This window comes from Rummeliibacillus sp. NPDC094406 (assembly GCF_044763875.1).
In the GTDB taxonomy this organism is placed as follows: domain Bacteria; phylum Bacillota; class Bacilli; order Bacillales_A; family Planococcaceae; genus Rummeliibacillus.
This window is the reverse complement of sequence record NZ_JBIWGZ010000011.1, coordinates 1-25,881: the sequence shown is the minus strand read 5'-3', so window position 1 is coordinate 25,881 and position 25,881 is coordinate 1. Positions and strand designations below refer to the sequence as shown.

Sequence of the window (25,881 nt, the reverse complement as noted above, 5' to 3'; positions counted from 1 at the left end):
AGGTGATATTTTGAAAAGTAAAACAATCGCTTTTGCTGCACTTTTTGCTGCTTTGACATCAGTAGGCGCATTTATTAAAATTCCAATTCCTTATATTCCTTTTACATTACAAATTCTATTTGTCTACTTAGCTGGTGCACTATTAGGACCAAAAATAGGATTCATTAGTCAATTAAGCTATGTATTAATTGGATTAGTGGGAGTGCCAGTTTTTACGGAAGGAGGCGGTCCTAGTTATATTTTCAAACCGACATTTGGTTATCTGATTGGTTTTGTATTAGGTGCATTTGCAAATGGTTGGCTTATTCAAAAGTTTAACTTGAATAAAATTTATTCTATTTTCTGCGCGAATTTAGTTACGCTACTTATCGTGTACTTTTTTGGGTGTATTTGGCTTTACGGAGCAATGAAGTGGGTTGTTGAAAAACCATTGTCTATTCATCAAACACTATTATTTGGCTTTTATTTACCCGTTCCTGGGGATATTATTTTAGCTGCTATAAGTGCCGTCATAATACATAAAGTTCGTCCAAGAATAAAAAAATTCATTTAAATGAAAAGAAGGAGCTGTATAGATGGGGAAATCATTTTTTATCACTGGAACTGGAACAGATATAGGAAAAACTGTTGCTACTGGTTTTTTATACTTCACATTAAATAAGCTAGGAATTAAAACGACAGTATTTAAACCTTTTCAAACTGGACTGATTGAGCAAACACAAACTTATCCTGATTTAGGGTGGTATGAATCGGTACTTGGTGTAAAAAATACTGGATGCTTTGTTTTCGAACCAGAGACTTCGCCACATTTAGCTATTAAGATGCAACCAAAAGAAGTGAAAATTGAAGCTGCTCTACAAAGAAAGAAGGAATTAGAACAAACAAATGATCTTGTTTTAATAGAGGGAGCTGGAGGATTAGCTGTGCCTTTAATAGAGCAAGAGGATAGCTTTTATATGACTAAGGATTTTATTAAAGAACTGAACATACCTGCTATTCTGGTTAGTTTAAGCGGACTTGGTTCAATACACAATGTTATTACAACAAATTTATACGCTCAAACGTATGAAATCCCTATCCATTCAGTGATTTTCAACAAATTCGATAAAGACAATGTAATTCAACAAGATAATATTCATACTATTGAAAAAATGCTAAAACTACCTACTTTTACTATTCCTGATTTCAAAAATGTAAAAGAAGAATTAGAAAAATACTCAGATGAATGTATCAAATCAGAACAATTCAAAGAAAAAATGAAGGAGGTTTTTCTTTATGAAACAATATAAAAATCAAGACCTTGAAAATTGGGACAAAGAATATGTATGGCATCCTTTTACTCAAATGAAGCAATACCAAAAATCGAAACCACTTATTATTGAAAAAGGGGAAGGAAGCTATTTATATGATATTGAAGGAAAAAAATATTTAGATGGTTATGCATCTCTTTGGGTTAACGTTCATGGGCATAATATCCCTGAGCTTAATGAAGCACTGACAAATCAAGTACATAAAGTTGCACATTCTACTTTATTGGGTTCTGCTAATGTTCCTTCAATCTTATTGGCTAAAAAGTTAGCAGAAATTACACCAGGAGACTTATGTAAAGTATTCTATTCAGATACAGGCTCTGCTTCTGTAGAAATTGCACTGAAAATGGCTTATCAATATTGGCAAAATATCGATTCAGAGAAATATAAAAGAAAAAGTACATTTATCTCATTAGATGATGCTTATCATGGTGACACAATTGGATCTGTTAGTGTAGGTGGCATGGATTTATATCACCGGATATTTAAACCATTACTATTTAAGCGTATTTCTTTACCATCACCTCATACTTATCGAATGTCGGAAGATGGAGACGAAGAAGCTGTAAAAAATTTCTGCCTACAGAAATTAGAAAGTTTACTTCAAGAAAAGGCTGATGAAGTAGCTGGTTTAATCATGGAACCTTTAGTACAAGGAGCAGCAGGAATTATTACCCATCCTGAAGGCTTCTTAAAAGGGGTAGAAAAACTTTGTAGAAAATATAACATTCTTCTTATTTGTGATGAGGTAGCAGTTGGCTTTGGAAGAACAGGAACCATGTTTGCTTGCGAGCAAGAAGGGGTTGTCCCTGATATTATTTGTGTAGGGAAAGGGATTACAGGTGGTTACATGCCTCTTGCAGCAACTGTTACAAGTCAAAAGGTTTTTGATGCTTTTTTAGGTGAAAAAGCGGAGCATAAAACGTTTTACCATGGTCACACTTATACGGGTAACCAATTAAGTTGTGCTGTAGCATTAAGGAATATTCAATTGATGGAGGAAACTGCATTAATTGAAAAAGTTCAGGCGAATGCTTTATTTGTAAAGGAAAAGTTAGAAGACTTATATAATCTAGAAATTGTAGGAGATATTCGTCAAAGGGGATTAATGATCGGAATTGAGATTGTTAAAGACAAAGAGTCAAAAGGTATTTTCGAAGCACAAGAAAACAAACTTGATAGCATTGTCTTGGCTGCACGTGAAAAAGGGCTTATCATCCGTCAATTAGATCAAGTACTAACATTCATGCCTGTATTAGCGATGAGCCAGAGCGAACTAGAAGAAGCGATTAAAATAATATATCAATCTATCTCAGAAAATATTTAATTTTCTTTTCTTGTTAATAATTAAATCAATTATATAATGCAAAGTTCATATGAAATATACAAACATTTAATAAAAATTTTGTATATCTATCTTTGTTGATGTGGAAATAGCGAAGAGTCCTCGAAAATGCATCCGCATTTTCTTCGTGCGATGTTAATTCAGTGAAGTTCATTCAATGTCCTGCGGGAAAGTGAGATAGGTGAGACCCCGCAGTGAAGCTCGGTACGTGCTTCCGAGGAGGCTCAACGCTCGCCCGCGGAAATCAAAGCTAATTCCACATCATTTAGCAAGCATATTAATACTATTAATATTTGTATTTAACCACTTTTTCAGTTCTCTCAACGTAGAGATGAAAAGATAATGTGTTGAAATGTTCGTATGTATAAACCGAAAATGGATTTGTGAAATTGATTCAATTAGGTATAGACTTTCTAAAAGTTATAACCCCTGCAAAGTAATAAATTGCAGGGGTTAAATGTTTTTTGAGACAGTTGAACTGCCACTTAATTCCTTCTTATTTGTTATAATAGTAGTTAAATGACTGGATATTCAAAGGAAGTGAAACAAGATGATTAAAATAGTTATTGCCGAAGACCAAGGAATGCTTCTCGGTGCTTTGAAATCATTGATTAATATGGAAGATGATATGGAAGTTGTAGGGGTAGGGCACAATGGTGTAGAAGCATTAAAGCTTGTTGACCAATATCAACCGGATATCGCCATTATGGATATTGAAATGCCTGAAAAAACAGGTTTAGACGCTGCAGAAGAACTAAAGGAAAAAGACTGTAAGGTAATCATTTTAACAACCTTTGCAAGACCGGGGTATTTTGAGAGAGCTAGAAAAGCAGGTGTCAGAGGATATTTGTTAAAGGATAGTCCTATTGAGGAATTAGTCAATGCCATTCGAATCATCATAGATGGTCGCAGAATTTATGCACCTGAGCTTATTGATATTGTTTATGAAGAAGAGACAGAAAATCCTTTAACAGATCGGGAGAGTGAAGTATTGGATCTTGTGGCAAAAGGAAGAACGACGAAAGAAATCGCAAATGAATTGTTTTTGTCTCCTGGAACTGTTCGTAACTATATCTCTACTATTTTTGATAAATTAGGTGTAAGTAATCGTATTGAAGCGATAGCGAGATTTAAGGAAAAAGGTTGGAATAAATAATATAAAAAGATCCGGATTAGCCTCTGAGGCGAGTGGCTAATCCGGATTGTTTGTGCTGAAGCTGGTAAATTTATTTACGTTTCGTTAAGCGGCCAATTGCAAAACCTGCAGCTGCTACCCCGATGATTGTATTTGTTCTCTTATTGAATACTTGTTTTACGACAAGTTCTATATTTTGTGGACGTTCTGCTAAACGGCGCATAAAGTAACCATACCAATCTTGCCCAAATGGTACATATGTGCAGAAGTTATATCCTTCTTTTGCTAGTTCAAGCTGCATATCGCGACGGAAGCCGTAAAGCATTTGAAATTCGTATTTTTCTTTTGGAATATCATGATTTGCGATAAATTGCTTCATATGATTAATAATATTGTGATCATGTGTTGCAATTGAAGTGAATTTACCATTTAGCAAGTGATACTCTAATAATTCTATGTAATTACGATCGATATCTTCTTTTGCTTGGTAAGCAACATCGCCAGGTTCTTTATAAGCACCTTTAACGATACGCAAACGGTAATTTTTGAATTTTTCGATGTCTTCTTTTGCACGGAAGAAGTATGCTTGAATAACTGTGCCGATATTATCATGTTCTACAGATAATTCTTCAAGCAAATCAAATGATGGTTGTAAACGATCATAATTTTCCATATCAAAATTAACAAAAATATCATAGTTGTCTGCTAAAGCTACTATTTCTTTTAAATTTTCATAGCAAAAATCATAGTTAATATCTAAACCTAATTGAGAAGGTTTTAAAGAAATATGAGCGTCAACACCATTTTGATGGATTGCTTCTATGACTGCTAAAATTTGTTCTTTTGCAGCGGTTGCTTCTGATCTTTCATGAACAAATTCCCCTAAATTGTCCACTGTACATGAGATTCCATGTGAGTTTAGTTCTTTAATGCTATCGATTACTCCTTCGATGTTTGTACCAGCTACTACGCTCGCAGCACCCATCTTTAACCCATACTTTTTAGCATTGTTATTTAAAAATTGGTTTTCTGATAATGCGATAAAGAAATCTTTAAGTGACATATGCCATTTCCCCTTGTTGTGAAGTTGTATTTTCTCGATTATATCATAGTTGAAGGAAAAGTCATTCTATTCATATATTTCTTAATAGATAAATATAAATGCTCTATTATGAATTTTTTTTGTGAAAAAGCAAAAGTGTTGAATGTCCTAAGATTAGGGTATATGCTATTTATTGTTCAAACACAATTGAACAATAAAGGCAACATGCGTTTATAGGCTCTTTTTTGTCGATTTTTGTTGCTTTTTATGAAAAACAAGTTGCATTAACTAAATAATATCTGTAATTTAGTAATGAGGTACAAAATTAATATTATGACGCAAAAAACGTTTTCCCTACATGGAATGGGGAAGACGTTTTTTTGCGTTCTATTAAAATTTATCTTTCAACATTTGCACGCGGTTATTGAAAAGAGAAGGGTAAGATAAAAAGCCTAATAAGATACTAGAGATAGCTGCTGTTGTTAACAACACAAATAATATTAAAAGTTGAAATTGTACTGCCTGTACAGGATCAGCACCTGCAATGATTTGGCCACTCATCATACCAGGTAATTGAACAAGACCAATCGTTTTTTGACTTTCGATTGTTGGAATCATACTTGCTTTTATCGCATTAATTAGTTGTCTGTGGATTGCTTGTTTTGGAGTACCACCAAGCGACAAAATCAGTTCTGTCTCATCTCTGTAAGCCTCTAACTCTGCTTGGAATCGATTTAAAAAGAGAATAGAGAGTACCATAGAGTTCCCGATTGCCATACCACTAATAGGAATAATATATTGTGCTGTAGCGGGAACGATATGAAATCCAAGCAAAATCGATTGTACAATGATTTCGACTGTAATCATCGTGAGAGCAACCTTCCATGTGATTCCACTAATCTTTTTGCCTTTTTTTCGAGCGTTAGCTGTAGCTGCCACAATCATTAATGTAATCATCGTGAATATGTAAAGAATGTTATCCGATTCAAATACAAATTTTAAAATATATCCAACCGCTAGTAATTGAATAATAGAACGAATTGTAGCAATTAGCGTATCTTTTTCTAAACCAAGATGTAAAGTTTTGGACAGTATTAGTGGTATTAAGACAAATAATAATGTTAAAGAAAGAGTGGCATAGCTCATTCCATTACCCCCTCTACAAAACGTTTCACAATTTCTTTTGTTGGATTAGTTAAAAGAGTACTTTCACCGGTTTCAATCACTTGACCGTTTATCATAACCCAAGTGTAGTGACCAATTTTAATTGCTTGCTCTAAATTATGGGTAATCCAAATAATTGTGACTTTGTATTTCTGATTGATTTTGATAATCAGTTCTTCCACTTCCTTAATGGACGTTCGATCTAAAGCAGAAGTAATTTCATCTAACAATAGAATATCTGATTTATTGACCAGTGTTCTTGCAATGGAAACACGTTGACGTTGGCCGCCTGATAAATCTGAAGCGTCCTTATCAAGAAATGATGCATCTAATCCAACATCCTCTAAGAATGAAATGGCTTCCGACCGAGATAATGATAAGCCTTGTAATGTTTTAGGTAAAGATAAATTGATATAAACGGTACCTTTAATCATTGGTGCAGATTGTAATGCTATTCCAACATGGCGACGTAATGAAACTGGGTTTAAAGAGGTAATAGGTTCATTATCAATATAAATTTCACCTGATGTAGGAGAAATTAAACCGTTACATAGTTTAAGTAAAGTTGTTTTACCAGCTCCAGATGGACCTACTAGTGTTGTAATTTCTCCTGTAGGGAAAGAACCTGTAACCTGTTGCAAAATTTTCTGTCCATTCACTTCAAAATCAACGTTATGAAAGTGAATAGCAGGTTGATAAATGGTATTCATACATAACACTCCTGCGAACATTTTTCTTAATCTTAATGTAACATAATCTAAGGATTTTCTAGAAAAGGTGAATATATTAGTATAAGTAACGCCATAAATAGAACGTTGCATATGATTCAAATCCACGCCAGTCTTTTGCATAATCAAGTATTTCTTCTTTTGTGGGTTTGCAATCAGCCTTTGTTATAAATTTAATAGCATTATGTAAGCCAACATCTGCTATTGGAAAAGCATCAGGGTATCGTAAACAGCGCATTAATACATAATTTGCAGTCCAAGGACCAATTCCGCGGATAGATGTTAACTGCTGTTCAGCTTTTTTTAAAGAAACCATTTGTTTTAAAGTATTTTTTGATATTTCCCCAGTAGAGATAAGTTGTGCAGCTAATAAAAGATATTCACATTTTTTAGTTGTTAATTTTAACGGCATTAAATCTTCTATAGAAAGGTTAGCAATTGTTGAAGCGTCGGGAAATAGCCAATAATGTCGATTGTTCCACGTGACACAATTCCCATATTTTTCGACAAGATTCTTCTTTAAAGTATAAGCTAAAGACAAATTAATTTGTTGTCCTAAAATCCCCCAACTAATCGCCTCAAACAAATCTGGAATACCAATAGTACGTAAGCCATAATAATCTTGAACGGCTGAACATAGTAAGCTATCTTTTTTAGCCATTTGATAAAAAGGTAGAAGATCTGTATCAAGATCAAACCACTCACGGATATAGTGTATGATGGCTTCATAATCTTTTGAGCTACAGGGTACTGTAGAATAGAGTATTTGAACATTGAGCAGCTGTTCTTGACAGCTAATTTCTACAAGTGGAAAACTAGGTGGAATTGGAATAACTTTACGTACTACTTCTCCATAGACTTCAAACATGCATTCTTTATCATTTCTTTGTAAATACCTTAGATTTTCTTGAAAACTAAATTCTTTTGGTAATGTAATTTTCAGTGGATTACACATAATCTCACTCCTTTCAATGCTGATTGTATAAGAGAAAAATTTCGATATGTTGCGATTACATCAAAAAAGTATTATCAAGTAATTTTAGACAGGTATACTACAACTATACAGAATCAATTAAGAGGTGTGTAAAATGAAACGGCAAATTGGCAAAACACCAACTCAGGAGGAGTGGACAGCACTAACGACTAATAATAAAAGCTATGATGGGGAGTTTATTTATGCAGTCACTTCTACAGGCATTTGCTGTAGACCATCTTGTCAATCACGTAACCCAAAGTTTGAAAACATACGTATTTTTCAAAATATAGAGGCAGCAATTCAAGCTGGATTTCGGCCTTGTAAACGATGTAAACCAAGTAGTTTACGAATACCTGATGAAGAATGGGTAATGCAAATAAATTATCATATCGAACATCATTTTCACGAACATTTAACATTAGATCTATTGGCAGATGCATGTCATGGAAGCCCTTATCATTTACAAAAAATTTATAAAAAGGTAACAGGTTATGCCCCAATTGATTATATTCAACATATTCGAGTGGAAGAAGCAAAGGTGTTACTTAAAACAACTGAACAAAAAATAGAACAAATTGGACATGCTGTAGGATTTTCGAATACACCGTACTTTATTACATTATTTAAAAAGATAACCGGTTTAACGCCAAGAAAATATCGATTTATTAATGGAGGAATAGAAAAATGAAAAATATATATTGGACCTCATTCAATGAAAAAGAATGGGCAATTATCATCGCAGCTTCTGATGAAGGATTAAGCTATGTTGGAACTTCTATGAATGAGTTAGAAAGTTGGTACCAGAAGCATTATAAGGATGCGGTACTAGTAGAAAACCATTTGAAAATGATAGAATACAAAAAACAATTTCAGGAATACTTTGCAGGGGAAAGATCGACCTTTGACGTACCTTTAGATTTACAAGGAACTGCATTTCAACAACAAGTATGGCAAGCATTATTACAAATTCCATACGGTGTGACGACTAGTTACTCAGAAATAGCGAATATGATCCACAATCCAAAGGCGGTAAGAGCAGTTGGAGGAGCGATTGGTGCAAATCCAATTTTGATTGTCGTCCCATGTCATCGTATTATAGGCAAAAATGGAAAGTTAACAGGATTCAGAAGTGGTATTCCTTTAAAAAAAGTGTTGTTGGGATTAGAAAATGTATCTTATAAAGATTAATTTATAAATCTACTTATTGTGAAATTAGGTAGAGAGGATTCAGTGGTTATACAGTTGTCATGACAACGATATTGTTATCAAGACATATTTAAAGTTAAATAGTGTATACTATTTGTTATTAATATGGTGGAAAAGGGGACTAAGTATGAAATCAAAATATCCAGACGATAGCTTAGCGCTACATACAGATTTATATCAGATAAATATGGCGGAAACTTATTGGGCAGATGGAATACATAATCGAAAAGCAGTATTTGAATTATATTTCCGAAGATTACCATTCGGTAACGGTTATGCTGTATTTGCTGGCTTAGAAAAAATGCTGGAATATTTACGTGATTTTCACTTCAGTGAATCTGACTTAGAATACCTCCAAGAGGAAGTAGGATACGACAAGGATTTTATTGAATACTTAAGAGGGCTACGTTTTACTGGAAATGTCTACTCAATGACAGAGGGAGAGCTTGTTTTTGGCAATGAACCAATTGTACGTATTGAGGCACCTTTAGTAGAAGCTCAACTAATTGAAACAGCATTACTTAATATTGTGAATTATCAAACTTTAATCGCGACAAAAGCGAGTCGAATTAAACAAATCGTCAAAGATGATGTGGTGATGGAGTTTGGTACTCGTCGTGCACAAGAGATGGATGCAGCTATTTGGGGAACGAGAGCGGCAATCATTGGTGGTTTTGATTCAACTAGTAATGTTAGGGCAGGGAAACTATTCGATATCCCTGTTGCTGGTACACATGCTCATTCATTAGTACAAGCTTACAAAAGTGATTACGAAGCTTTTCATGCCTATGCACGCCGTCACAAAGACTGTGTTTTCCTAGTTGATACCTACGATACTTTAAAGTCCGGTGTACCAACTGCGATTAAAGTAGCAAAAGAATTAGGAGATAAGATTAACTTCCTAGGTATTCGCTTAGATAGTGGGGACATTTCCTTTTTATCAAAAGCTGCTCGTAAAATGTTAGATGAAGCAGGTTTCACGGATGTGAAAATTGTTGCATCAAATGATTTAGACGAATACACAATTTTAAATTTACTTGCGCAAGGTGCAAAGGTTGATCAGTGGGGAATTGGTACAAAATTAATTACAGCATATGATCAACCAGCACTAGGAGCGGTATACAAGCTTGTATCACTTGAAAACGCTAATGGTAAAATGCAAGATCGTATTAAAATTTCTGCAAATGCTGAAAAGGTAACTACACCAGGATTGAAAAAATTGTATCGCATAATCGATCTTGAAAACGGTAAAGCAGAAGGCGATTATATTACAATGCATGATGAAGATCCTGAATCACAAGAACGTATTAAAATGTTCCACCCTGTTCATACATTTATTTCAAAATTCGTAACCAACTTTGCTGCGAAAAATCTTCACACAAAAGTCATTGAAGATGGCAATTTAATTTATAAAAGTCCATCGGTACAAGAAATGAAGGGATACGCAGAAGATAATCTAAACTTACTCTGGGATGAGTATAAACGTTCATTGAACCCAGAGGCCTATCCAGTTGACCTTAGTCAGAAATGTTGGGACAACAAAATGCGAAATATTGAAGATGTAAAGGATATGGTTCGCGATATCGTTGCTGGATCAGGGGGGAATATTTAATGACTTTACAACAACAAATTATTGAAGAATTACATGTACTTCCACAAATTAATGCGAAAGAAGAAATTCGCAAATCGATTGACTTTTTAAAAGCCTATGCTAAAAAGAACACTTTCTTAAAAGGTTTTGTACTTGGCTTATCAGGTGGTCAAGACTCTACTTTAACAGGCAAACTAGCACAGCTTGCAGTAGATGAGTTAAATGAAGAAGCTGGAGAAGATAAATATTCCTATTGGGCAGTTCGTCTACCTTATGGTATACAAGCTGATGAACAAGATTGCCAAGATGCTATTGAATTTATCAAACCTACAATGGTATATACGGTAAATATAAAACCTGCTGTAGATGCAGGAGTTCAATCATTAGAAGAAGTAGGTGTAGAACTTTCTGATTTTCTAAAAGGAAACGAAAAAGCTCGTGAACGTATGAAAGTTCAATTTGCGATTGCAGCTCACCACGGTGCTGTCGTACTTGGTACCGATCATGCGGCTGAAGCAATTACAGGTTTCTATACAAAATTTGGCGATGGTGCTGCAGACCTTACACCAATCTTCCGTTTAAACAAACGTCAAGGTAAGGCAATGCTTGCGGAACTAAATTGTCCAAAGCATTTATATGAAAAAACACCAACTGCAGACTTAGAAGAAGATCGTCCATCATTACCAGATGAAGTGGCACTAGGTGTTACGTATGACCAAATCGATGATTATTTAGAAGGCAAAGAAATTGATGATGAGGCTCGTAAAAAAATAGAAGGACATTATTTACGTTCTGAACATAAACGTCATCTACCAATTACAATTTTCGATGACTTTTGGAAATAAATTTTTTGAATGAAGAAATAAGTTTTTAAAACCCGTGAGACTGTAGAAAAACTCGAAGAAATTGAGTTTGCTTACAGTTTTTTCTTTTACAATAATATCAATATCATCATTGAAAGATTTGAAAGCACGAGCAGTAAGTAGGCGATTGTTATATGCCGTATCTATTAGAATATTGTTTATGAAGCGGAAGATGGCGACTCCTGCGGGAAAGCGAGACAGGTGAGACCCCGCAGTGAAGCGCGGAACGGGCTTCCGAGGAGGCTCAACGCTCGCCCGCGGAAAGCGCCATCTGGAGCGGAATACTAAGTAAATACTGAAAATGAAATATTAGCTGAATTATTGGATTGTTTATTCTGAAAACGGCGCTCCAATAAGAATATAGGATTTTTTTTGCTTATTTAGTCAAGAATTAGTCACATAGATTTTCAACTTCTTTCACAATTACAAGGTAAAGTGGTAATTAATTGAAAGGGGAGTAAATATATGAAAAAGGAATTATCTATAGTTATTATTCTAACTGCATCATTATTAGGAGCTTGTAATCAGAATGATGAAAAAACGACTCACCAGCATAAATCAACAGAACAAACAACTAAAGCTAGTAATACAGTAAATGAACGTTTAAAAGAACCAACAAAAGATGATAAATGTGCATTTTGTGATATGAAGGTATTTGATGCAAAACAAGAAATGGGTGCTTTTACTGCTCAAGCAATCAAGCAAGATGGCTCAACTATGTTCTTGGATGATATAGGCTGTATATTAAACCAAGAGCGAAAAGATAAAGTAACATATGAAAAATATGTTCGTGACTATAATTCGAAAGAATGGTTGAAATTAGATGATGCCATTATTGTAAAAGCAGATATTAAAACACCGATGAACTATGGCTATGCATTTTTCAAAGATCAAAAAAGTGCAGATGCATTTATAGAAAAAAATAAAGGTGCTCAGATTGCTAAAGTATCTGATATCGATAAAATAGCTCTTGAGCGGTACAAAATGAAAATGGAGAAAATGCAGGATATGAAAAAAAGTGATTCCGATAAAAAGATGGATATGCATTCAGATGATAACAATTCTGATAGTCATAAATAATAATAATCCTATGGAAGGGCTGGAGGGGACTCTGGCCTTTTTGTCATTAAATGGAGGTGGACAAAATTGAAACGTTTTTGGATACTAATCGTTTTTTTTATCACTTCTTTTTGTTTGATGCCACAAGGTCATGCAAAAGCAGAAACTTTGCAGCAGCTAATTGACCAAACGCCTGAGGGGGGCGTGTTGTCTCTACAAGGAAAAAAGTATAAAGAAAATGTTATTATTCATAAATCTATTACGATTAAGGGATCAAAGCAAACTGTTATAGAAAGTAATACCCGAGAAGCTGTAGTCAAAATAGAAGGTGCAGATAACGTAAAAATAGAAAATCTCACTATTCAAAATGCTCATGTGGGAATTGTGGCGAAGAATGTACAAAATCTTCAATGTGAGGGAGTAACTCTAAAAAATAGTTGGAGTGGGATTCAGCTTTACAACTCAAAAGGTGTTATATTGCAGAATCTTTCGATTAAAGGGGTTCATGGACATTATTCTAAAAAAGGGAATGGAATAGCTTTTTTTAATAGTAGGAATGCGATTGTAAAGCATAACAAAATTGATAATGTTCAAGACGGTATTTATTTAGAAAGTGTAAATGATATCAAACTAGTTTCTAATAATATTCAAAATGGCCGATATGGAATCCATTTTATGTTTGTGAAAAATGGTCAAGCAAATAACAATACATTTAAAAGAAATGTAACTGGGATTATGTTGATGATGTCTGAAAATGCAATACTGTCAACAAATAATATTATTGCTCAAAGTGGATTGAATGCATCTGGAATGACTTTGTTTCAATCCAAAAATATTAAAAGTGAAGAGAACAAATTTCAATCTAATCGTACTGCCATTTCTGCTCAAAGTTTAACAAATTCAACGATACAAAAGAATACCTTTTTAATGAACCAAACGGCAGTAGAATTAATTCGTTCCAATGAAAAGAACCATGTGAAGGAAAACGATTTTATTGGTAATATAGTGAATCTTCGTTCAGATGGGACAAACAGTCATATAGCTCGAAATTATTATGATGATTATGCAGGAATTGATGTAAATGATGATGGTATTGGTGATCGTCCTTATGTTGCACTACAAAGTTTTGGACAATGGATGGTAAGGCAACCAGCTTATCAATATTTTATCGAATCACCAAGTGTCGTTTTGTTAAATGAAATGGACCGACAAACAAATGCAATTGAGAAAAAACAACTAGTCGACAAAGCACCAATGATGCATAGTGCAATTAACATGGAACAAGAAAATACAGTAAATACAGGAAAAGTATTTATAGGAATAGTTGTTATGCTATCAATACTATGGTTTTGGAGAAAGGAAATACAATCATGAAAAAACGATTTTTATTAGGTATTTTCACCGCAGTATTACTACTACAAGCTTGTGGCAATAAAGAATACAAACCAAAAGAGATTGTAAGCGAAACGGATGTTTGTAAAGTTTGCAATATGAGTATTGTCTATAAAGATTTTGCTGGTGAAATTGCATTAACAAACGGTGATTATCAAGTGTTTGATGATATTGGTTGTTTAATAGAATATATGAAAAATATGAATGAGAAAGATTTAGGAGAAGCCTTTATCAAGGATCAAAGTGGTAAGGAATGGCTAAATGTTAAAACAGCAACCTACGTTTATAACAAAGATATTTGGACACCCATGTCTTATGGCGTAATTGCATTTAAAACAAAAGACAGTGCAAAGAACTATATAAAAAAATCGGATAAGGGAGAACTATTAGGTTTTGCAGATTTAAAAACTTTTAAATGGGGTGTGCACCATTGAGAAATCACCTATTTATACGTTTAGAATGGAGACAAATGTTACGGAGCCGATGGATGCAATCGGTAGCATTGCTATTTGTCTTCGTCTTTGCGTCTATATCCCTTATTCAACAAATTGCTTTACCCAATGATCTAGGATTTACAAGACAAACCGCAAGTTTTCTAAATCTACTACTATTCCTACTCCCTTTATTTATCTTAACAATAGGTAGTATGGGCGTCGCAAGTGATTTAGAGTCTGGTTGGTTTTCGTTATTAAAAACCTATCCATTGAGCGTTATTCAATATATTATCGGAAAATACATTGCGTTGCTGTTATCCTTTACGCTCATTTTATTGCTAGCTTTTGGTGTTGTATTAACTATGAACGGAATTTCCGGGCAAATTCATTTTCCTACTATTTTTTTAGGCTTATCCATTTTGACGATGCTTATTTTTTCATCTATTGCTATACTATGTGGAATCTTGGCCAAGAACCGTTTACATGCTTTAGCTGTATCATTAGTTGTATGGGCTTTGTCATTATTGTTAATATCGTATGCTTTGATGGCTGTTGGTACTGTGGTAGCTGGTCATGTTTTGCAAAAAATAACCATTGTAATGATTCATATTAATCCAGCTGAATGGATTCGATTTGGTTATTTTCTTTTCTCAGATCAAACATCCGTATTAGGACCATCATTTTATAGTTTTACTGAGTTTTACAGTTCTCCAGTAGGTTACTTACTTTATGCAGTCATTACAATCTTATGGATAGTGTTTCCGATTTTATTAGCAAAATGGTTATTGGAGAAAAGGGGGCGTCAAGCATGATTGTAGAAGGGGAAAAACTAGTAAAAAAATATTCAAAAGAGCAAGGTTTACTAGATGTTTCGTTTATCTTACAAGAGGGGAGGATAATAGCTTTAGCGGGTGGAAATGGTGCTGGGAAAAGTACGTTAATCCGCCTTCTAATTGGGGAAGAAAAGCCAAATAGTGGGGAATTAAATTGGGCTATTAATCCTTCCATTCGATATATGCCAGATGATGTGAACTTTCCGCCAACTTTGACGGCACTTGAGATCTTGCAGTTACTTGCTGGTTTAAAGAAGATTCCATCAGGAGAGATTGAAACAGTACTTAAACGAGTTGGATTATGGGAATATAGGAAGCAACGTGTTCGTCAATTTTCTAAAGGGATGAGACAACGATTAAACTTAGCACAAGCTCTTTTAGGAGACGAACAGTTACTTATTTTAGATGAGCCAACAAATGGATTAGATATTCGTTGGATTGCTGAGTTGAAGAATATATTACAGGAACAAAAGGATGCAGGGAAAACTATTTTATTTTCTACTCATCTACTTTCCTTTGCGGAAGAACTTGCAGATGATGTTCTTTTATTACATGAAGGAAGGGTTTTAAGACATGGTAATATTAAATCTGTTTTACAAGAGTCAAAAACAATACATTTAGAGGAACTTTTTATGCATGAAATCAGTTCAAAAAAGGAATAAGTGTAATATCGTTTAAAAAACACGACTAATCATTAAGTCGTGTTTTTTGTAAGTGTCGAAAATAGTCATGCTATAATAATGTTAATTGAGGAAATAAAAGAGAAAACGCATAGACGAGAAATTTACAGGAGGACAACGAATGGAGACACAGGAAAAGCTACAATCCATTATCAAAAATATAGAAAAAGTGATGATTGGTAAAAAACATATTGCTGAATTAAGTGTTGTAGCATTATTGGCAGAAGGTCATGTTTTGCTTGAAGATGTACCTGGTGTAGGGAAAACAATGATGGTACGTGCACTTTCAAAATCAGTAAGTGCTAATTTTAAACGTATTCAGTTCACACCAGACTTACTCCCTTCAGATGTAATAGGTGTATCCATTTATAATCCCAAAGATATGGAATTCCACTTCCGTCCGGGTCCAATTATGGGGAACATCGTATTGGCGGATGAAATTAACCGAACATCTCCAAAAACACAATCTGCCCTACTAGAAGGGATGGAAGAAGCAGCTGTAACCATCGATGGTGAAACATTGCAAATTCCAAAACCATTTTTTGTAATGGCCACTCAAAATCCGATTGAACATGAAGGGACATATCCACTGCCTGAAGCTCAGTTAGATCGTTTTTTATTGAAATTGAAGATGGGTTACCCAAGCCATGATGATGAAATTGAAGTTTTGCGTAGAGCAGAAGGAACACGTCCGATCGAATCACTAAAGGCAGTTGTTTCGTTAGAAGAATTAAAGGAATTACAACAAGAAGTGAAAACTGTTCATGTTGATGAGCTGGTTAAAGGTTATATTGTTGATCTTGCAAGGGCAACTAGAGAACATCAATATGTTTATCTTGGTGCAAGTCCTCGTGGCTCAATTGCTTTGATGAAGGCATCGCAAGCTTATGCATTATTAAAAGGTCGTCGATATGTGACGCCAGATGATGTGCAATTTTTGGCGCCATTCGTCTTTTCTCATCGTCTAATATTGAAGCCAGAAGCACGATATGATGGGATTACACCTGAAGAAATTATTGGACGCGTTATGATTAATACAACTGTACCGATTAAAAGGGCTTCGAAATGATGAAGAGATATAAAATCCGATGGCTATCACAAGCTATTACACGTCTTGTAATGGTTGTATTACTGTTAGCTATTTCGCTTTGCTTTGCATTGATGCAGGGGGGATTTGTTAGTTGGTTTATCTTTTTCATGTTTTTCCCTTTTGCACTGTATTCTATCATGCTGTTTTTTGTACCATTAAAACAATTTTCGGTTGAAAGAACAATGCTTACTGGGCATTTGGAACATGGAGATTCCCTTCGTATGAGGATGACATTAACTAGAAAATCACGTTTTCCATTACTTTATACGGTTATTCAAGAAAGCATGCCGAGTGAGATTTTCGATGAAGAAGCAGCTGATCAAACACGGCATTTCTTCATGATGGGTATGAAAAAACAATTGTCTTGGAACTATGAAATTCCTAATATGCCACGTGGCCATCATCAACTAGAAGGCATTGAACTAACAATTACTGATTTTTTTGGATGGGTCAAAAAAACAGCTTTAATTCCAGCAAAACGATCAGTTGTTGTTTATCCAAAAGTTACAAAACTTACCTATACGCCATTGCGTTTAACCAAAAGTAGCGGCGCAGGGTCAGCACGAAATAACGCTGTTCGTGATACGACAATGGTGTCGGGTATTCGTGAATATCAACCAGGGGATCGTATGACATGGATTCATTGGAAAACATTTGCGAAAACGCAAAATTTACAAACGAAGGAATTTGAAGATCAACAATCTCAAGAAATTTGTCTTGTACTTGATGGTTCACCATCAGAGATATTCGAAGAAAAAGTTGAGTTATGTGCTTCGATTTTATCTGCAGTTGTAAGTCAACATTTAACGATGTCTTTTCTATCCGCAGGTGAAAAGCAGTTCTATTTTGATCTGATTCAAACAGAAGAACAATTGCAGCAGGCAATGTATCAATTAGCAGGTATACAGCCTCAGCCGATTGAAAAAGTTGAACATAAATTTGGACAAAATCGTGCCTTGGTAAATGCGGCAATGATCTATTTTGTTACGAATTCATTGACATCTGAGTGGCTTAATATTTTGAAAAAGGTTTCTGGAAAGTCACAAGGAGCAATTTGTTTTATTGTTCGAACTCCTGCACAAAGTATCTCAGAGCATGAGCAGAAATTAGAAACTATCGCAAAGGAAAACGGTATTCTTGTAATCTCTATAACGCATCAGGAATTTGCAAATGCCTTTACGGAGGTGTTGAAATGATGAATTCACCTGTGATGAAATGGGCGAGCTTAATTGGTCTTTATCTCATTATTTTTTTAATGTTAGTAGAATGGCTTGTACCAGTAGTACAACTTACAAATACAGGGCATCTCAGTTTATTTCTTATCTTCGTATTAATTTGTTTAGGTAGTAATATTCTCAATCTAAATGGTGTGCTGTCGTTTATTATAAAAATGCTTTATGTAATCTGGTTTTTAATGTATGTGTATATGGGGACGAAAGTATTTTCTGTAGAGAGTTTTATGAAAATTGCAGATGAATTTGTTATTAGTATTCAAGCGCTCGTGGACGGAAATTGGGATGGAGTGACAGATTCATTTCGCAGTATATTATTTTTTGTATTGTTATGGATGACAATCTATCTGATTCATCACTGGCTAACAGTAAAGCATTCTGTACTCTATTTCTTTTTAACAACTATCATATTCTTAAGCTTGTTAGATACACTGACAAATTACGATGCAAAATATGCAATCATTCGTGTTATGGTACTAGGGATATTACTAATGGGTGTATTGTTTATCAATCGCTTATTTACAAATAGCCAGGTTAAATGGAAACCAAGGCATTATGCTATGTTAATGATTCCGCTTATTGTCATGATTATTGGTAGTACGGCATTTGCGTATATAATGCCTAAAAAACAGGCAATGGTTAATGTCCCTGAGCCTATTGAAAGCCTCGTAAATTGGCAAAATAGTCAAAATAGCGGTATTGGTAAAATTGGTTATGTTGAAGACGATCGTAAACTGGGTGGCCCATTCGAAGAAGATAATCGTCCTGTATTTGAAGCAACTGCTAAGGAAAATCAATATTGGCGTGTGGAAACAAAGAATATCTATACCGGAAAAGGATGGGAACGTAAAAAAGGCGATATTTATGTTCATACCTTTGGCTATGGTGATGAAATTCCAATGTCGATGAAAACTGGTAAAAAGAAGAATATAGATGAAGCTACGATTACTTTAAAGAAAAATTATAAATTTATATTACAACCTAATGGGTTGAAAACCATTGATCAACCCAATGATGAGAAATCTTTTTATATTGAAATTGATGGTGAAAAAATCCGCCCAACCATAAATGAAAAAAGGGTTCTTTTGCCACATTATTCAATGTCCTATTCAACACCTGAATATAGCTTGAAGGCATTGGAAAAAACAAGAAAGTCTGATTTAAAGAAACTTTCGAAGGACTATAATCAATATTTGCAACTTCCTGCTTCTTTACCGAAACGAGTAAAGAAACTAGCTGTTGAAATAACGAAAGATGAGACAAACTTATACGATAAAGCAAATGCAATTGTTTCATATTTTCAATATAACGGTTATAAGTATTCACGTAATGATGTAGCGATTCCTTCAAAAAAGCAAGATTATGTTGACCAATTCCTTTTTGAAACAAAATCAGGTTATTGTGATAACTTTTCAACTTCTATGGTTGTTATGCTCCGTACATTAGGAATTCCAGCACGTTGGGTTAAAGGCTTCTCAGAAGGAGATGAGGTCATTTCCAATGATGATACACATCATTTTGTTGTAACAAACAATAATGCTCATTCATGGGTAGAAGCATATTTACCAGGAGTTGGTTGGATGGCTTTTGAACCTACAATCGGCTTCAATGGATTTGATAATGTATTGGATGATGTAAAAGACAATCAAACGGAAGGTACCATTAATCCTAAGCAAAAAGAAAATGATCAAGCAAAAGCAGAAAAGAAAAAGAAAAAGAAAGCGGAGCAAAAGAAAAAGGACAAACAAGAAAAAGCAAAAATAGAAGAAAAGAAAAAGCAAAAACAGGAAAAAGAAAAAAAACACAATCTGAAACAAGCTACGAATAATCAAGTGAACAAAGCGATTATCATACCAGTTATCATTATATTAGCACTTGCAATGCTAATATACTTTACTCGCCGAAAATGGATGCCAAAATGGTTATTGATGAAATATCGCTTAAGAGGGCATAATAATATTCCAATAGATAAAATGTATGAAGATTTATTGAAGCAGCTTTCTTTAATCGGATTGTCGAAAGCACAGGGACAAACCTTAGGAGATTTTGCGAAACAAGTAGATGCTCATTTTGGGACGCATCACATGAGTATTTTGACTCGAGCATATGAGAAAAAAATATATAGTAAAGAGACTTCTATAATCGATAAGGATAAAATAAAAGAATGTTGGAAATATTTAATCAATCATTTAACCGGTTGATTTTGCCTCATATAACCTGTAAAATTGAGAAAAATTATTAATAATTGAACTACCCTCGTATATGTTCGGAAATATGGTTCGAATGTTTCTACCAAGCTACCGTAAATAGTTTGACTATGAAGGCAAATATAGCTATGTTTTAGACATAGTTTATTTGCCTTTTGGAGAAACTGAACGCGTAGGAAGAGCAATACTTTCAACGCGTTCTTTTCATAATGCGACTATATAAGAGACGTAGTCATTTATAAAATATAGAAGAGGTGGAACTGTTGTCAGCTAGTACACAACTAAAAAATCAAGAAAAAATCATCGTTCTTGATTTCGGTAGTCAATATAATCAATTAATTACACGTCGTATTCGTGAGTTCGGTGTTTACAGTGAGTTGCACCCACATACAATCACAGCACAAGAGTTAAAAGACATGAATGCTACAGGTATCATCTTCTCAGGTGGTCCAAACTCTGTTTATGACGACAATGCATTCAAAATCGACGAAGAAATATTTGAATTAGGCTTACCAATCTTAGGTATTTGCTACGGTATGCAATTAATGGCGCATACTCTAGGTGGTAAAGTAGAAGCTGCGTCTCACCGTGAATACGGTAAAGCAGAAGTTAAAGTGCTTGAAGCAAACAGATTATTTGCTGATACACCAGAAGAACAAGTTGTTTGGATGAGTCACGGTGACTTAGTAACAGCTACTCCAGAAGGCTTTACTACAATCGCTACAAGCGACTCTTGCCCGATCGCTGCTATGGCAAACCCAGAACGTAAATTCTACGCTGTACAATTCCACCCAGAAGTACGTCACTCTGTATACGGTAACGACTTACTACGTCACTTCGCATTAGACATTTGTGGCTGTAAAGGCGACTGGTCAATGGCGAACTTCATCGAAATTGAAACAGAAAAAATCCGTAACATCGTTGGTGACAAACAAGTCCTTTGCGCACTTTCAGGTGGCGTAGACTCATCAGTTGTAGCGGTTTTAATCCACAAAGCAATCGGTGACCAATTAACTTGTATGTTCGTAGACCACAACTTAAACCGTAAAGGTGAAGTTGAACAAGTAATGAAAACTTTCACTGAAGACTTCGATATGAAACTTATCAAAATCGATGCTCGTGAACGCTTCATGAACAAACTGAAAGGCGTATCTGACCCAGAACAAAAACGTAAAATCATCGGTAACGAATTCATTTACGTATTTGATGAAGAATCAGCTAAACTTACTGACATGGACTTCTTAGCTCAAGGTACTCTTTACACTGATATTATCGAATCTGGTACAGCAACTGCACAAACAATCAAATCTCACCACAACGTTGGCGGTCTTCCAGAAGACATGAAATTCGAACTTATCGAACCACTTAACACTCTATTCAAAGACGAAGTACGTGCACTTGGTTTAGAACTTGGTCTTCCTGAAGCAGTAGTATGGCGTCAACCATTCCCTGGTCCTGGTCTAGGTATCCGCGTACTTGGCGAAGTAACAGAAGATAAATTAGAAATCGTACGTAATGCAGACTTCATTCTACGTGAAGAAATCAAAAAAGCTGGTCTTGACCGCGACATTTGGCAATACTTCTGCGTACTACCAGATATCCGTTCTGTCGGAGTAATGGGCGACGGCCGTACTTACGACTACGCAATCGGTATCCGTGGCGTAACATCAATTGATGGTATGACTTCTGACTGGGCACGTATCCCATATGACGTACTAGAGAAAATCTCTGTACGTATCGTAAACGAAGTAGATCATGTTAACCGCGTACTGTATGATATTACTTCTAAGCCACCAGCTACTATTGAGTGGGAATAGGACTGTTCAGTAATATAAACTAAACAGGTTATAAATGCAGTCATATCAATGTCTAACGTAGTTTGTTAAGAACTAAATCAGTGATTAACGTACAACTATTTATATTTCAAAAATTAAAAACTCTTTTAGTTATTTATAACAAATAACTAAAAGAGTTTTCTGTTTTAGTTAAAATTAGCGACTTGATTGATGACTTTAAAATGAATCAGCAAATTTAAGGTCGTAAAGATAAGTAGAATGAATACCATTTGGCTATGGATTATTTCACTAAGTTTTTACTGATATATGCAAGGATAGGCAGTACACTAATAAAGTAAAAAGGTTTACTTCAGTAAAATAAGGTATATTATATTTGTTGAATAGATTCTCTTTAAAGACAAGAAAAGTAGGTGAACAAAGTGGGGAAATATCAATTGGATACCAAAGGTCAGGTGGCTGTCGCAAAGTATCATGAAAAACACAAGCCTGCCAAATTTGATAAAAAGCAGCAACTTGAAAAAATACGTGCGGAGTATTTGAAAAAAAAGCAAAAACAAACAGATAAATAATATGAATGAAAACATAGGAAGACTAAAATCTCCCTTAGAATAGAATTAGAAATTAAGAGGACGCATTAATGGCGTTCTTTTTTGTTTCTAAATAATCAACCACATATTATTGTATAAATAGTGATAAACCTCCCGATTACTCAGTAGGTTTATTTTCTGTATTTGTGTTTTCATCTTTAAAGTTTCTGTTTCTTGTTACCGAATAAGGGGGAAGTAGCACAGATTTATTAGCTTTCAGCATATACTCTCCGATTGCGTCACGATTACGTTTATCTTCTTCTTTCTTAGGTTGCTGTTCCTAGAATTTGCTAACCTCTATACCTAATTGCAATGCTTCCAGTGCTGAATTTGATGCGGTTGTTGTTAAAGATGGCAAGCTTGATGCGTATGATGAGCAGTACGAAGAAGGGTATGTCTGTAATCTGTTTAGAAGAAAGGATTGTGTATGGCGCTTGTAGTGAATCCAATATTGTAAAGAAGCTCACTTATCTTTATGCGATAAGTGAGCTTTTTCTAGTTTTTAATCGTAACACCAAGCATTATCGCAATTGCAGCTGCTTGATCAAAGCGAATTGATAATCCTTTTGCTAAGTTAGGTGATAATTTAATATCAATAAAATCACAAGTTGAAAAATCTAAACGATTTAAATTACTCTCTGTAAAATCTGCTAGTTGTAAATTGCACTTTAGAAATTCTACTTTATCAAAACGAACATCCTGAAAGAAAGCTTCTTCTAATTGATTTCCCTCGAAGCAAACTTGATTCAACTTGCTTTCGGAGAAAATAGAATAATTCATCAAACAATCTTGCCAAAATACATTTTTGAATTTACTGCCGATAAACTGGGAGCCTATTAGTTTACAAGCTTGAAACTGGCAGCGGTAAAATATAGATTTATTAAAGTCAAAGTTAGATAAATCGCATTTTTTGAAAATGATATCTAAGAATTCCGTTTGAGTATAATCGCTTGTTAAGAATTGGCAATTTTCAAACTGCACTTCTTGTAATTGCTTTCTTCCAAAACGACAATCAACTTCGCAATCAATTAAGTGTGTATTTTCTTCAATTTCTTCGAGCATAATAGAATCATTTTGGATGGTTTGTGAGTATTTTTTTGAAGGTTCCATGATCTTGTCCATTAAATCGCCTCGCTAGTTGTTATTTAGTGAATATAGTGTCACATATTGTTTGGAAAAGTAAATAATTATTATTGGTAGCATAACACAGTTACGTTAATGTTAGTCTTATTCACGAACTATAGATAATTAAAATCCAAAAACGTTCGGAAAAAGTGTTGAAATAGTAATAAAAGCATGATATATTATCAAAGTAAATTAAATAACGTCGTCGTATAATGTCGGGAATATGGCCCGAAAGTTTCTACCGAGTTACCGTAAATGACTTGACTACGATTTATAAGAAGAAGGAAAATACCTTCTATTATATCTTTGCAAGGTTTGAATAACTTGTAAAGAATCGTAGGCAGTCAACTTGAAATTGAAGTTGATTGTCTTTTTTACTCTCTAAGACGTATAAGACGGCATACGGAGGATTAATCATGAAAAAGTATTTCCAATTTGAAGAACTTGGCACAAATTACCGCCGAGAGATAATTGGTGGAGTTACAACATTCTTAGCAATGGCATATATTTTAGCGTTAAATCCACTTATTTTAACGCTAGCAGATGTGAAAGATTTACCAGATGCAATGCGTATGGATTATGGCTCAGTATTTGTAGCAACAGCTTTAGCTGCAGCAGTTGGTTCGTTTATAATGGGTTTTATTGCAAAATATCCAATTGGACTAGCACCGGGTATGGGACTTAATGCATTCTTTGCCTATACTGTAATTTTAACTTACCATATTCCATGGCAAACAGGTTTAACAGGCGTATTCTTCTCAGGTGTTATCTTTATTATTCTTTCATTAACAGGTATTCGAGAAACAATTATCAATGCTATTCCGGTTCAGCTAAAATATGCTGTTTCTGCAGGTATCGGTTTATTTATAACTTTTGTTGGTTTAAAAAATGCAGGTATTGTGGTAGCAAATAAAAGTACATTTGTTACTTTAGGTGATTTCACAGATGGTAATGTATTGCTAGCAATCGCTGGTATATTTATAACTGTTATTTTATTAGCACGTAAAGTAAAAGCGGGTATTTTCTATGGTATGGTGATTACAGCAATTATTGGTATGATTTTTGGTTTAGTAGACGTACCAAAAACAGTAGTTTCATCAATTCCAAGTGTAGCACCAACATTCGGTGTTGCTTTAGATCCTATTATTCATGATCCAGCATCATTATTTAATGTAAAGTTCCTTGTCGTTGTATTAACATTCTTATTCGTTGACTTCTTTGATACTGCAGGTACTTTAATGGCCGTAGCAAACCAAGCAGGATTAGTAAAAGACAATAAATTACCCCGTGCAGGTAAAGCTTTATTAGCGGACGCATTAGGTACAACAGTTGGTTCTATCTTCGGTACTTCAACTACTACTGCATATGTTGAATCTACTGCTGGTGTTGGTGCAGGTGCACGATCTGGTTTTACAGCAGTTGTAGTCGGTGTGCTTTTCTTACTAGCGTTATTCTTCTCGCCATTACTAAGTGTCGTAACAACAGCGGTAACAACTCCTGCACTTGTAATTGTTGGGGTAATGATGGCATCATCATTACGTTTAATTGAATGGGATAAATTCGAAATTGCAGTACCAGCGTTTATGACAATGTTCATGATGCCAATGGGTTATAGTATTGCTTCTGGTATAGCAGTTGGGTTCATTTTCTATCCAATTACAATGTTACTTGCAGGACGTAAAAAAGAAGTACATCCATTAATGTATGTTTTATTCTTCGTATTCCTTTCATACTTTATTTGGGTAAGATAATTTTAATAATAATTTAGCAGCTTTCCTTTTAAGGGAAGCTGTTTTTTTGTGTTTACTATAGAAGGAGAGTAAAAGTTTTAATAAAATCATTATTATTTTAAATTAAAACGTTGACAACTAGTTAATATGGGAGTATAGTAAATGACGTTGACTCGTTACGAGGAAGCAAAAAACAAATTATGACTTAAAACTTCTGATAAAAAGTTGTTGACTTTGTAAATTAGACGTGATAAGATATAAAAGTCGTTAAGATGACGACAAGATATGAACCTTGAAAACTGAACAAGCAAGACGTTAATCAATAAACTTTGATCACTAACTTCTGTTAGTGACAA

General features: G+C 34.5%; 24 protein-coding genes and 2 riboswitches. Of the genes, 19 read left to right on the top strand and 5 right to left on the bottom strand.

The annotated features are described in order from the left end of the window. Positions 1-10 precede the first annotated feature (10 nt). The 4 genes from ACIQ4I_RS19855 to ACIQ4I_RS19840 all read left to right on the top strand — a co-directional run bounded on the left by ACIQ4I_RS19855 (position 11) and on the right by ACIQ4I_RS19840 (position 3,811). Complete coding sequence (locus ACIQ4I_RS19855; protein WP_403099316.1) at positions 11-553, top strand: biotin transporter BioY; 543 nt, start codon at positions 11-13, stop codon at positions 551-553. Between the two features lie 22 nt (positions 554-575). Next, positions 576-1,289: a dethiobiotin synthase gene (gene bioD, locus ACIQ4I_RS19850; protein WP_403099314.1), complete on the top strand. Its 714-nt coding sequence runs from the start codon at positions 576-578 to the stop codon at positions 1,287-1,289. After that, on the top strand, positions 1,276-2,637 hold the full coding sequence (gene bioA / locus ACIQ4I_RS19845) for an adenosylmethionine--8-amino-7-oxononanoate transaminase (protein WP_403099312.1): 1,362 nt from the start codon (positions 1,276-1,278) through the stop codon (positions 2,635-2,637). The genes bioD and bioA overlap by 14 nt, the downstream gene beginning before the upstream one ends. A gap of 568 nt (positions 2,638-3,205) precedes the next feature. Then, positions 3,206-3,811, top strand: a complete 606-nt coding sequence (locus tag ACIQ4I_RS19840; RefSeq protein WP_403099309.1) for a response regulator — start codon at positions 3,206-3,208, stop codon at positions 3,809-3,811. Between the two features lie 70 nt (positions 3,812-3,881). Here the strand turns inward: ACIQ4I_RS19840 and ACIQ4I_RS19835 are convergent, their stop codons facing one another. From ACIQ4I_RS19835 to ACIQ4I_RS19820, 4 genes are all read right to left on the bottom strand, one after another. After that, entirely contained in the window at positions 3,882-4,853 is a 972-nt protein-coding gene (locus tag ACIQ4I_RS19835) for a proline dehydrogenase family protein (protein WP_403099306.1), read from the bottom strand. Positions 4,854-5,222: 369 nt separating this feature from the next. Beyond that, a complete protein-coding gene (locus ACIQ4I_RS19830; protein ID WP_403099303.1) occupies positions 5,223-5,978 on the bottom strand; it encodes an ABC transporter permease in 756 nt (251 codons plus the stop codon). Beyond that, positions 5,975-6,706: an ABC transporter ATP-binding protein gene (locus ACIQ4I_RS19825; protein WP_403099301.1), complete on the bottom strand. Its 732-nt coding sequence runs from the start codon at positions 6,704-6,706 to the stop codon at positions 5,975-5,977. Before ACIQ4I_RS19825 ends, ACIQ4I_RS19830 begins: the two co-directional genes overlap by 4 nt. Before the next feature lie 76 nt (positions 6,707-6,782). Beyond that, positions 6,783-7,679: a DNA-3-methyladenine glycosylase family protein gene (locus ACIQ4I_RS19820; protein WP_403099298.1), complete on the bottom strand. Its 897-nt coding sequence runs from the start codon at positions 7,677-7,679 to the stop codon at positions 6,783-6,785. Between the two features lie 133 nt (positions 7,680-7,812). On the opposite strand from ACIQ4I_RS19820, the gene ACIQ4I_RS19815 reads away from it, so the two are divergent. The 14 genes from ACIQ4I_RS19815 (at position 7,813) to ACIQ4I_RS19750 (ending at position 22,652) form a co-directional block, all read left to right on the top strand. Continuing rightward, positions 7,813-8,388 carry a bifunctional transcriptional activator/DNA repair enzyme AdaA gene (locus ACIQ4I_RS19815; protein WP_403099295.1) on the top strand — a complete coding sequence of 192 codons (576 nt, stop codon included), beginning with the start codon at positions 7,813-7,815 and terminating at the stop codon, positions 8,386-8,388. Further along, positions 8,385-8,888 (top strand): methylated-DNA--[protein]-cysteine S-methyltransferase, encoded by a 504-nt coding sequence (locus ACIQ4I_RS19810; protein ID WP_403099292.1) that lies wholly within the window; start codon positions 8,385-8,387, stop codon positions 8,886-8,888. The genes ACIQ4I_RS19815 and ACIQ4I_RS19810 overlap by 4 nt, the downstream gene beginning before the upstream one ends. A gap of 145 nt (positions 8,889-9,033) precedes the next feature. Continuing rightward, on the top strand, positions 9,034-10,518 hold the full coding sequence (locus ACIQ4I_RS19805; RefSeq protein WP_403099290.1) for a nicotinate phosphoribosyltransferase: 1,485 nt from the start codon (positions 9,034-9,036) through the stop codon (positions 10,516-10,518). Then, positions 10,518-11,342 carry an ammonia-dependent NAD(+) synthetase gene (gene nadE / locus ACIQ4I_RS19800; RefSeq protein ID WP_403099287.1) on the top strand — a complete coding sequence of 275 codons (825 nt, stop codon included), beginning with the start codon at positions 10,518-10,520 and terminating at the stop codon, positions 11,340-11,342. The genes ACIQ4I_RS19805 and nadE overlap by 1 nt, the downstream gene beginning before the upstream one ends. A 483-nt stretch (positions 11,343-11,825) precedes the next feature. Then, positions 11,826-12,440: a nitrous oxide reductase accessory protein NosL gene (locus ACIQ4I_RS19795; RefSeq protein WP_403099285.1), complete on the top strand. Its 615-nt coding sequence runs from the start codon at positions 11,826-11,828 to the stop codon at positions 12,438-12,440. Between the two features lie 66 nt (positions 12,441-12,506). Continuing rightward, positions 12,507-13,793 (top strand): right-handed parallel beta-helix repeat-containing protein, encoded by a 1,287-nt coding sequence (locus ACIQ4I_RS19790; RefSeq protein WP_403099282.1) that lies wholly within the window; start codon positions 12,507-12,509, stop codon positions 13,791-13,793. Further along, on the top strand, positions 13,790-14,245 hold the full coding sequence (locus ACIQ4I_RS19785) for a nitrous oxide reductase accessory protein NosL (RefSeq protein WP_403099281.1): 456 nt from the start codon (positions 13,790-13,792) through the stop codon (positions 14,243-14,245). The genes ACIQ4I_RS19790 and ACIQ4I_RS19785 overlap by 4 nt, the downstream gene beginning before the upstream one ends. Beyond that, positions 14,242-15,057 (top strand): ABC transporter permease, encoded by an 816-nt coding sequence (locus ACIQ4I_RS19780; protein WP_403099280.1) that lies wholly within the window; start codon positions 14,242-14,244, stop codon positions 15,055-15,057. Before ACIQ4I_RS19785 ends, ACIQ4I_RS19780 begins: the two co-directional genes overlap by 4 nt. Next, on the top strand, positions 15,054-15,740 hold the full coding sequence (locus tag ACIQ4I_RS19775) for an ABC transporter ATP-binding protein (RefSeq protein WP_403099277.1): 687 nt from the start codon (positions 15,054-15,056) through the stop codon (positions 15,738-15,740). Before ACIQ4I_RS19780 ends, ACIQ4I_RS19775 begins: the two co-directional genes overlap by 4 nt. Positions 15,741-15,879: 139 nt before the next feature. Further along, complete coding sequence (locus tag ACIQ4I_RS19770) at positions 15,880-16,827, top strand: AAA family ATPase (RefSeq protein WP_397540149.1); 948 nt, start codon at positions 15,880-15,882, stop codon at positions 16,825-16,827. Next, positions 16,824-18,044 carry a DUF58 domain-containing protein gene (locus ACIQ4I_RS19765; RefSeq protein ID WP_403099275.1) on the top strand — a complete coding sequence of 407 codons (1,221 nt, stop codon included), beginning with the start codon at positions 16,824-16,826 and terminating at the stop codon, positions 18,042-18,044. The genes ACIQ4I_RS19770 and ACIQ4I_RS19765 overlap by 4 nt, the downstream gene beginning before the upstream one ends. Then, on the top strand, positions 18,041-20,281 hold the full coding sequence (locus ACIQ4I_RS19760) for a transglutaminase domain-containing protein (protein WP_403099273.1): 2,241 nt from the start codon (positions 18,041-18,043) through the stop codon (positions 20,279-20,281). The genes ACIQ4I_RS19765 and ACIQ4I_RS19760 overlap by 4 nt, the downstream gene beginning before the upstream one ends. A gap of 35 nt (positions 20,282-20,316) precedes the next feature. After that, a riboswitch (purine riboswitch) is annotated at positions 20,317-20,418 on the top strand. Between the two features lie 132 nt (positions 20,419-20,550). Continuing rightward, complete coding sequence (gene guaA, locus ACIQ4I_RS19755) at positions 20,551-22,104, top strand: glutamine-hydrolyzing GMP synthase (protein WP_403099271.1); 1,554 nt, start codon at positions 20,551-20,553, stop codon at positions 22,102-22,104. Between the two features lie 413 nt (positions 22,105-22,517). After that, positions 22,518-22,652 carry a hypothetical protein gene (locus ACIQ4I_RS19750; RefSeq protein WP_340925378.1) on the top strand — a complete coding sequence of 45 codons (135 nt, stop codon included), beginning with the start codon at positions 22,518-22,520 and terminating at the stop codon, positions 22,650-22,652. A gap of 513 nt (positions 22,653-23,165) precedes the next feature. Here the strand turns inward: ACIQ4I_RS19750 and ACIQ4I_RS19745 are convergent. After that, positions 23,166-23,792 carry a pentapeptide repeat-containing protein gene (locus ACIQ4I_RS19745; protein ID WP_403099269.1) on the bottom strand — a complete coding sequence of 209 codons (627 nt, stop codon included), beginning with the start codon at positions 23,790-23,792 and terminating at the stop codon, positions 23,166-23,168. A gap of 188 nt (positions 23,793-23,980) precedes the next feature. Then, positions 23,981-24,082, top strand: a riboswitch (purine riboswitch). 129 nt (positions 24,083-24,211) lie between these two features. On the opposite strand from ACIQ4I_RS19745, the gene ACIQ4I_RS19740 reads away from it, so the two are divergent. Continuing rightward, positions 24,212-25,546 carry an NCS2 family permease gene (locus ACIQ4I_RS19740; RefSeq protein WP_403099267.1) on the top strand — a complete coding sequence of 445 codons (1,335 nt, stop codon included), beginning with the start codon at positions 24,212-24,214 and terminating at the stop codon, positions 25,544-25,546. The last annotated feature ends 335 nt before the right edge of the window (positions 25,547-25,881 follow it).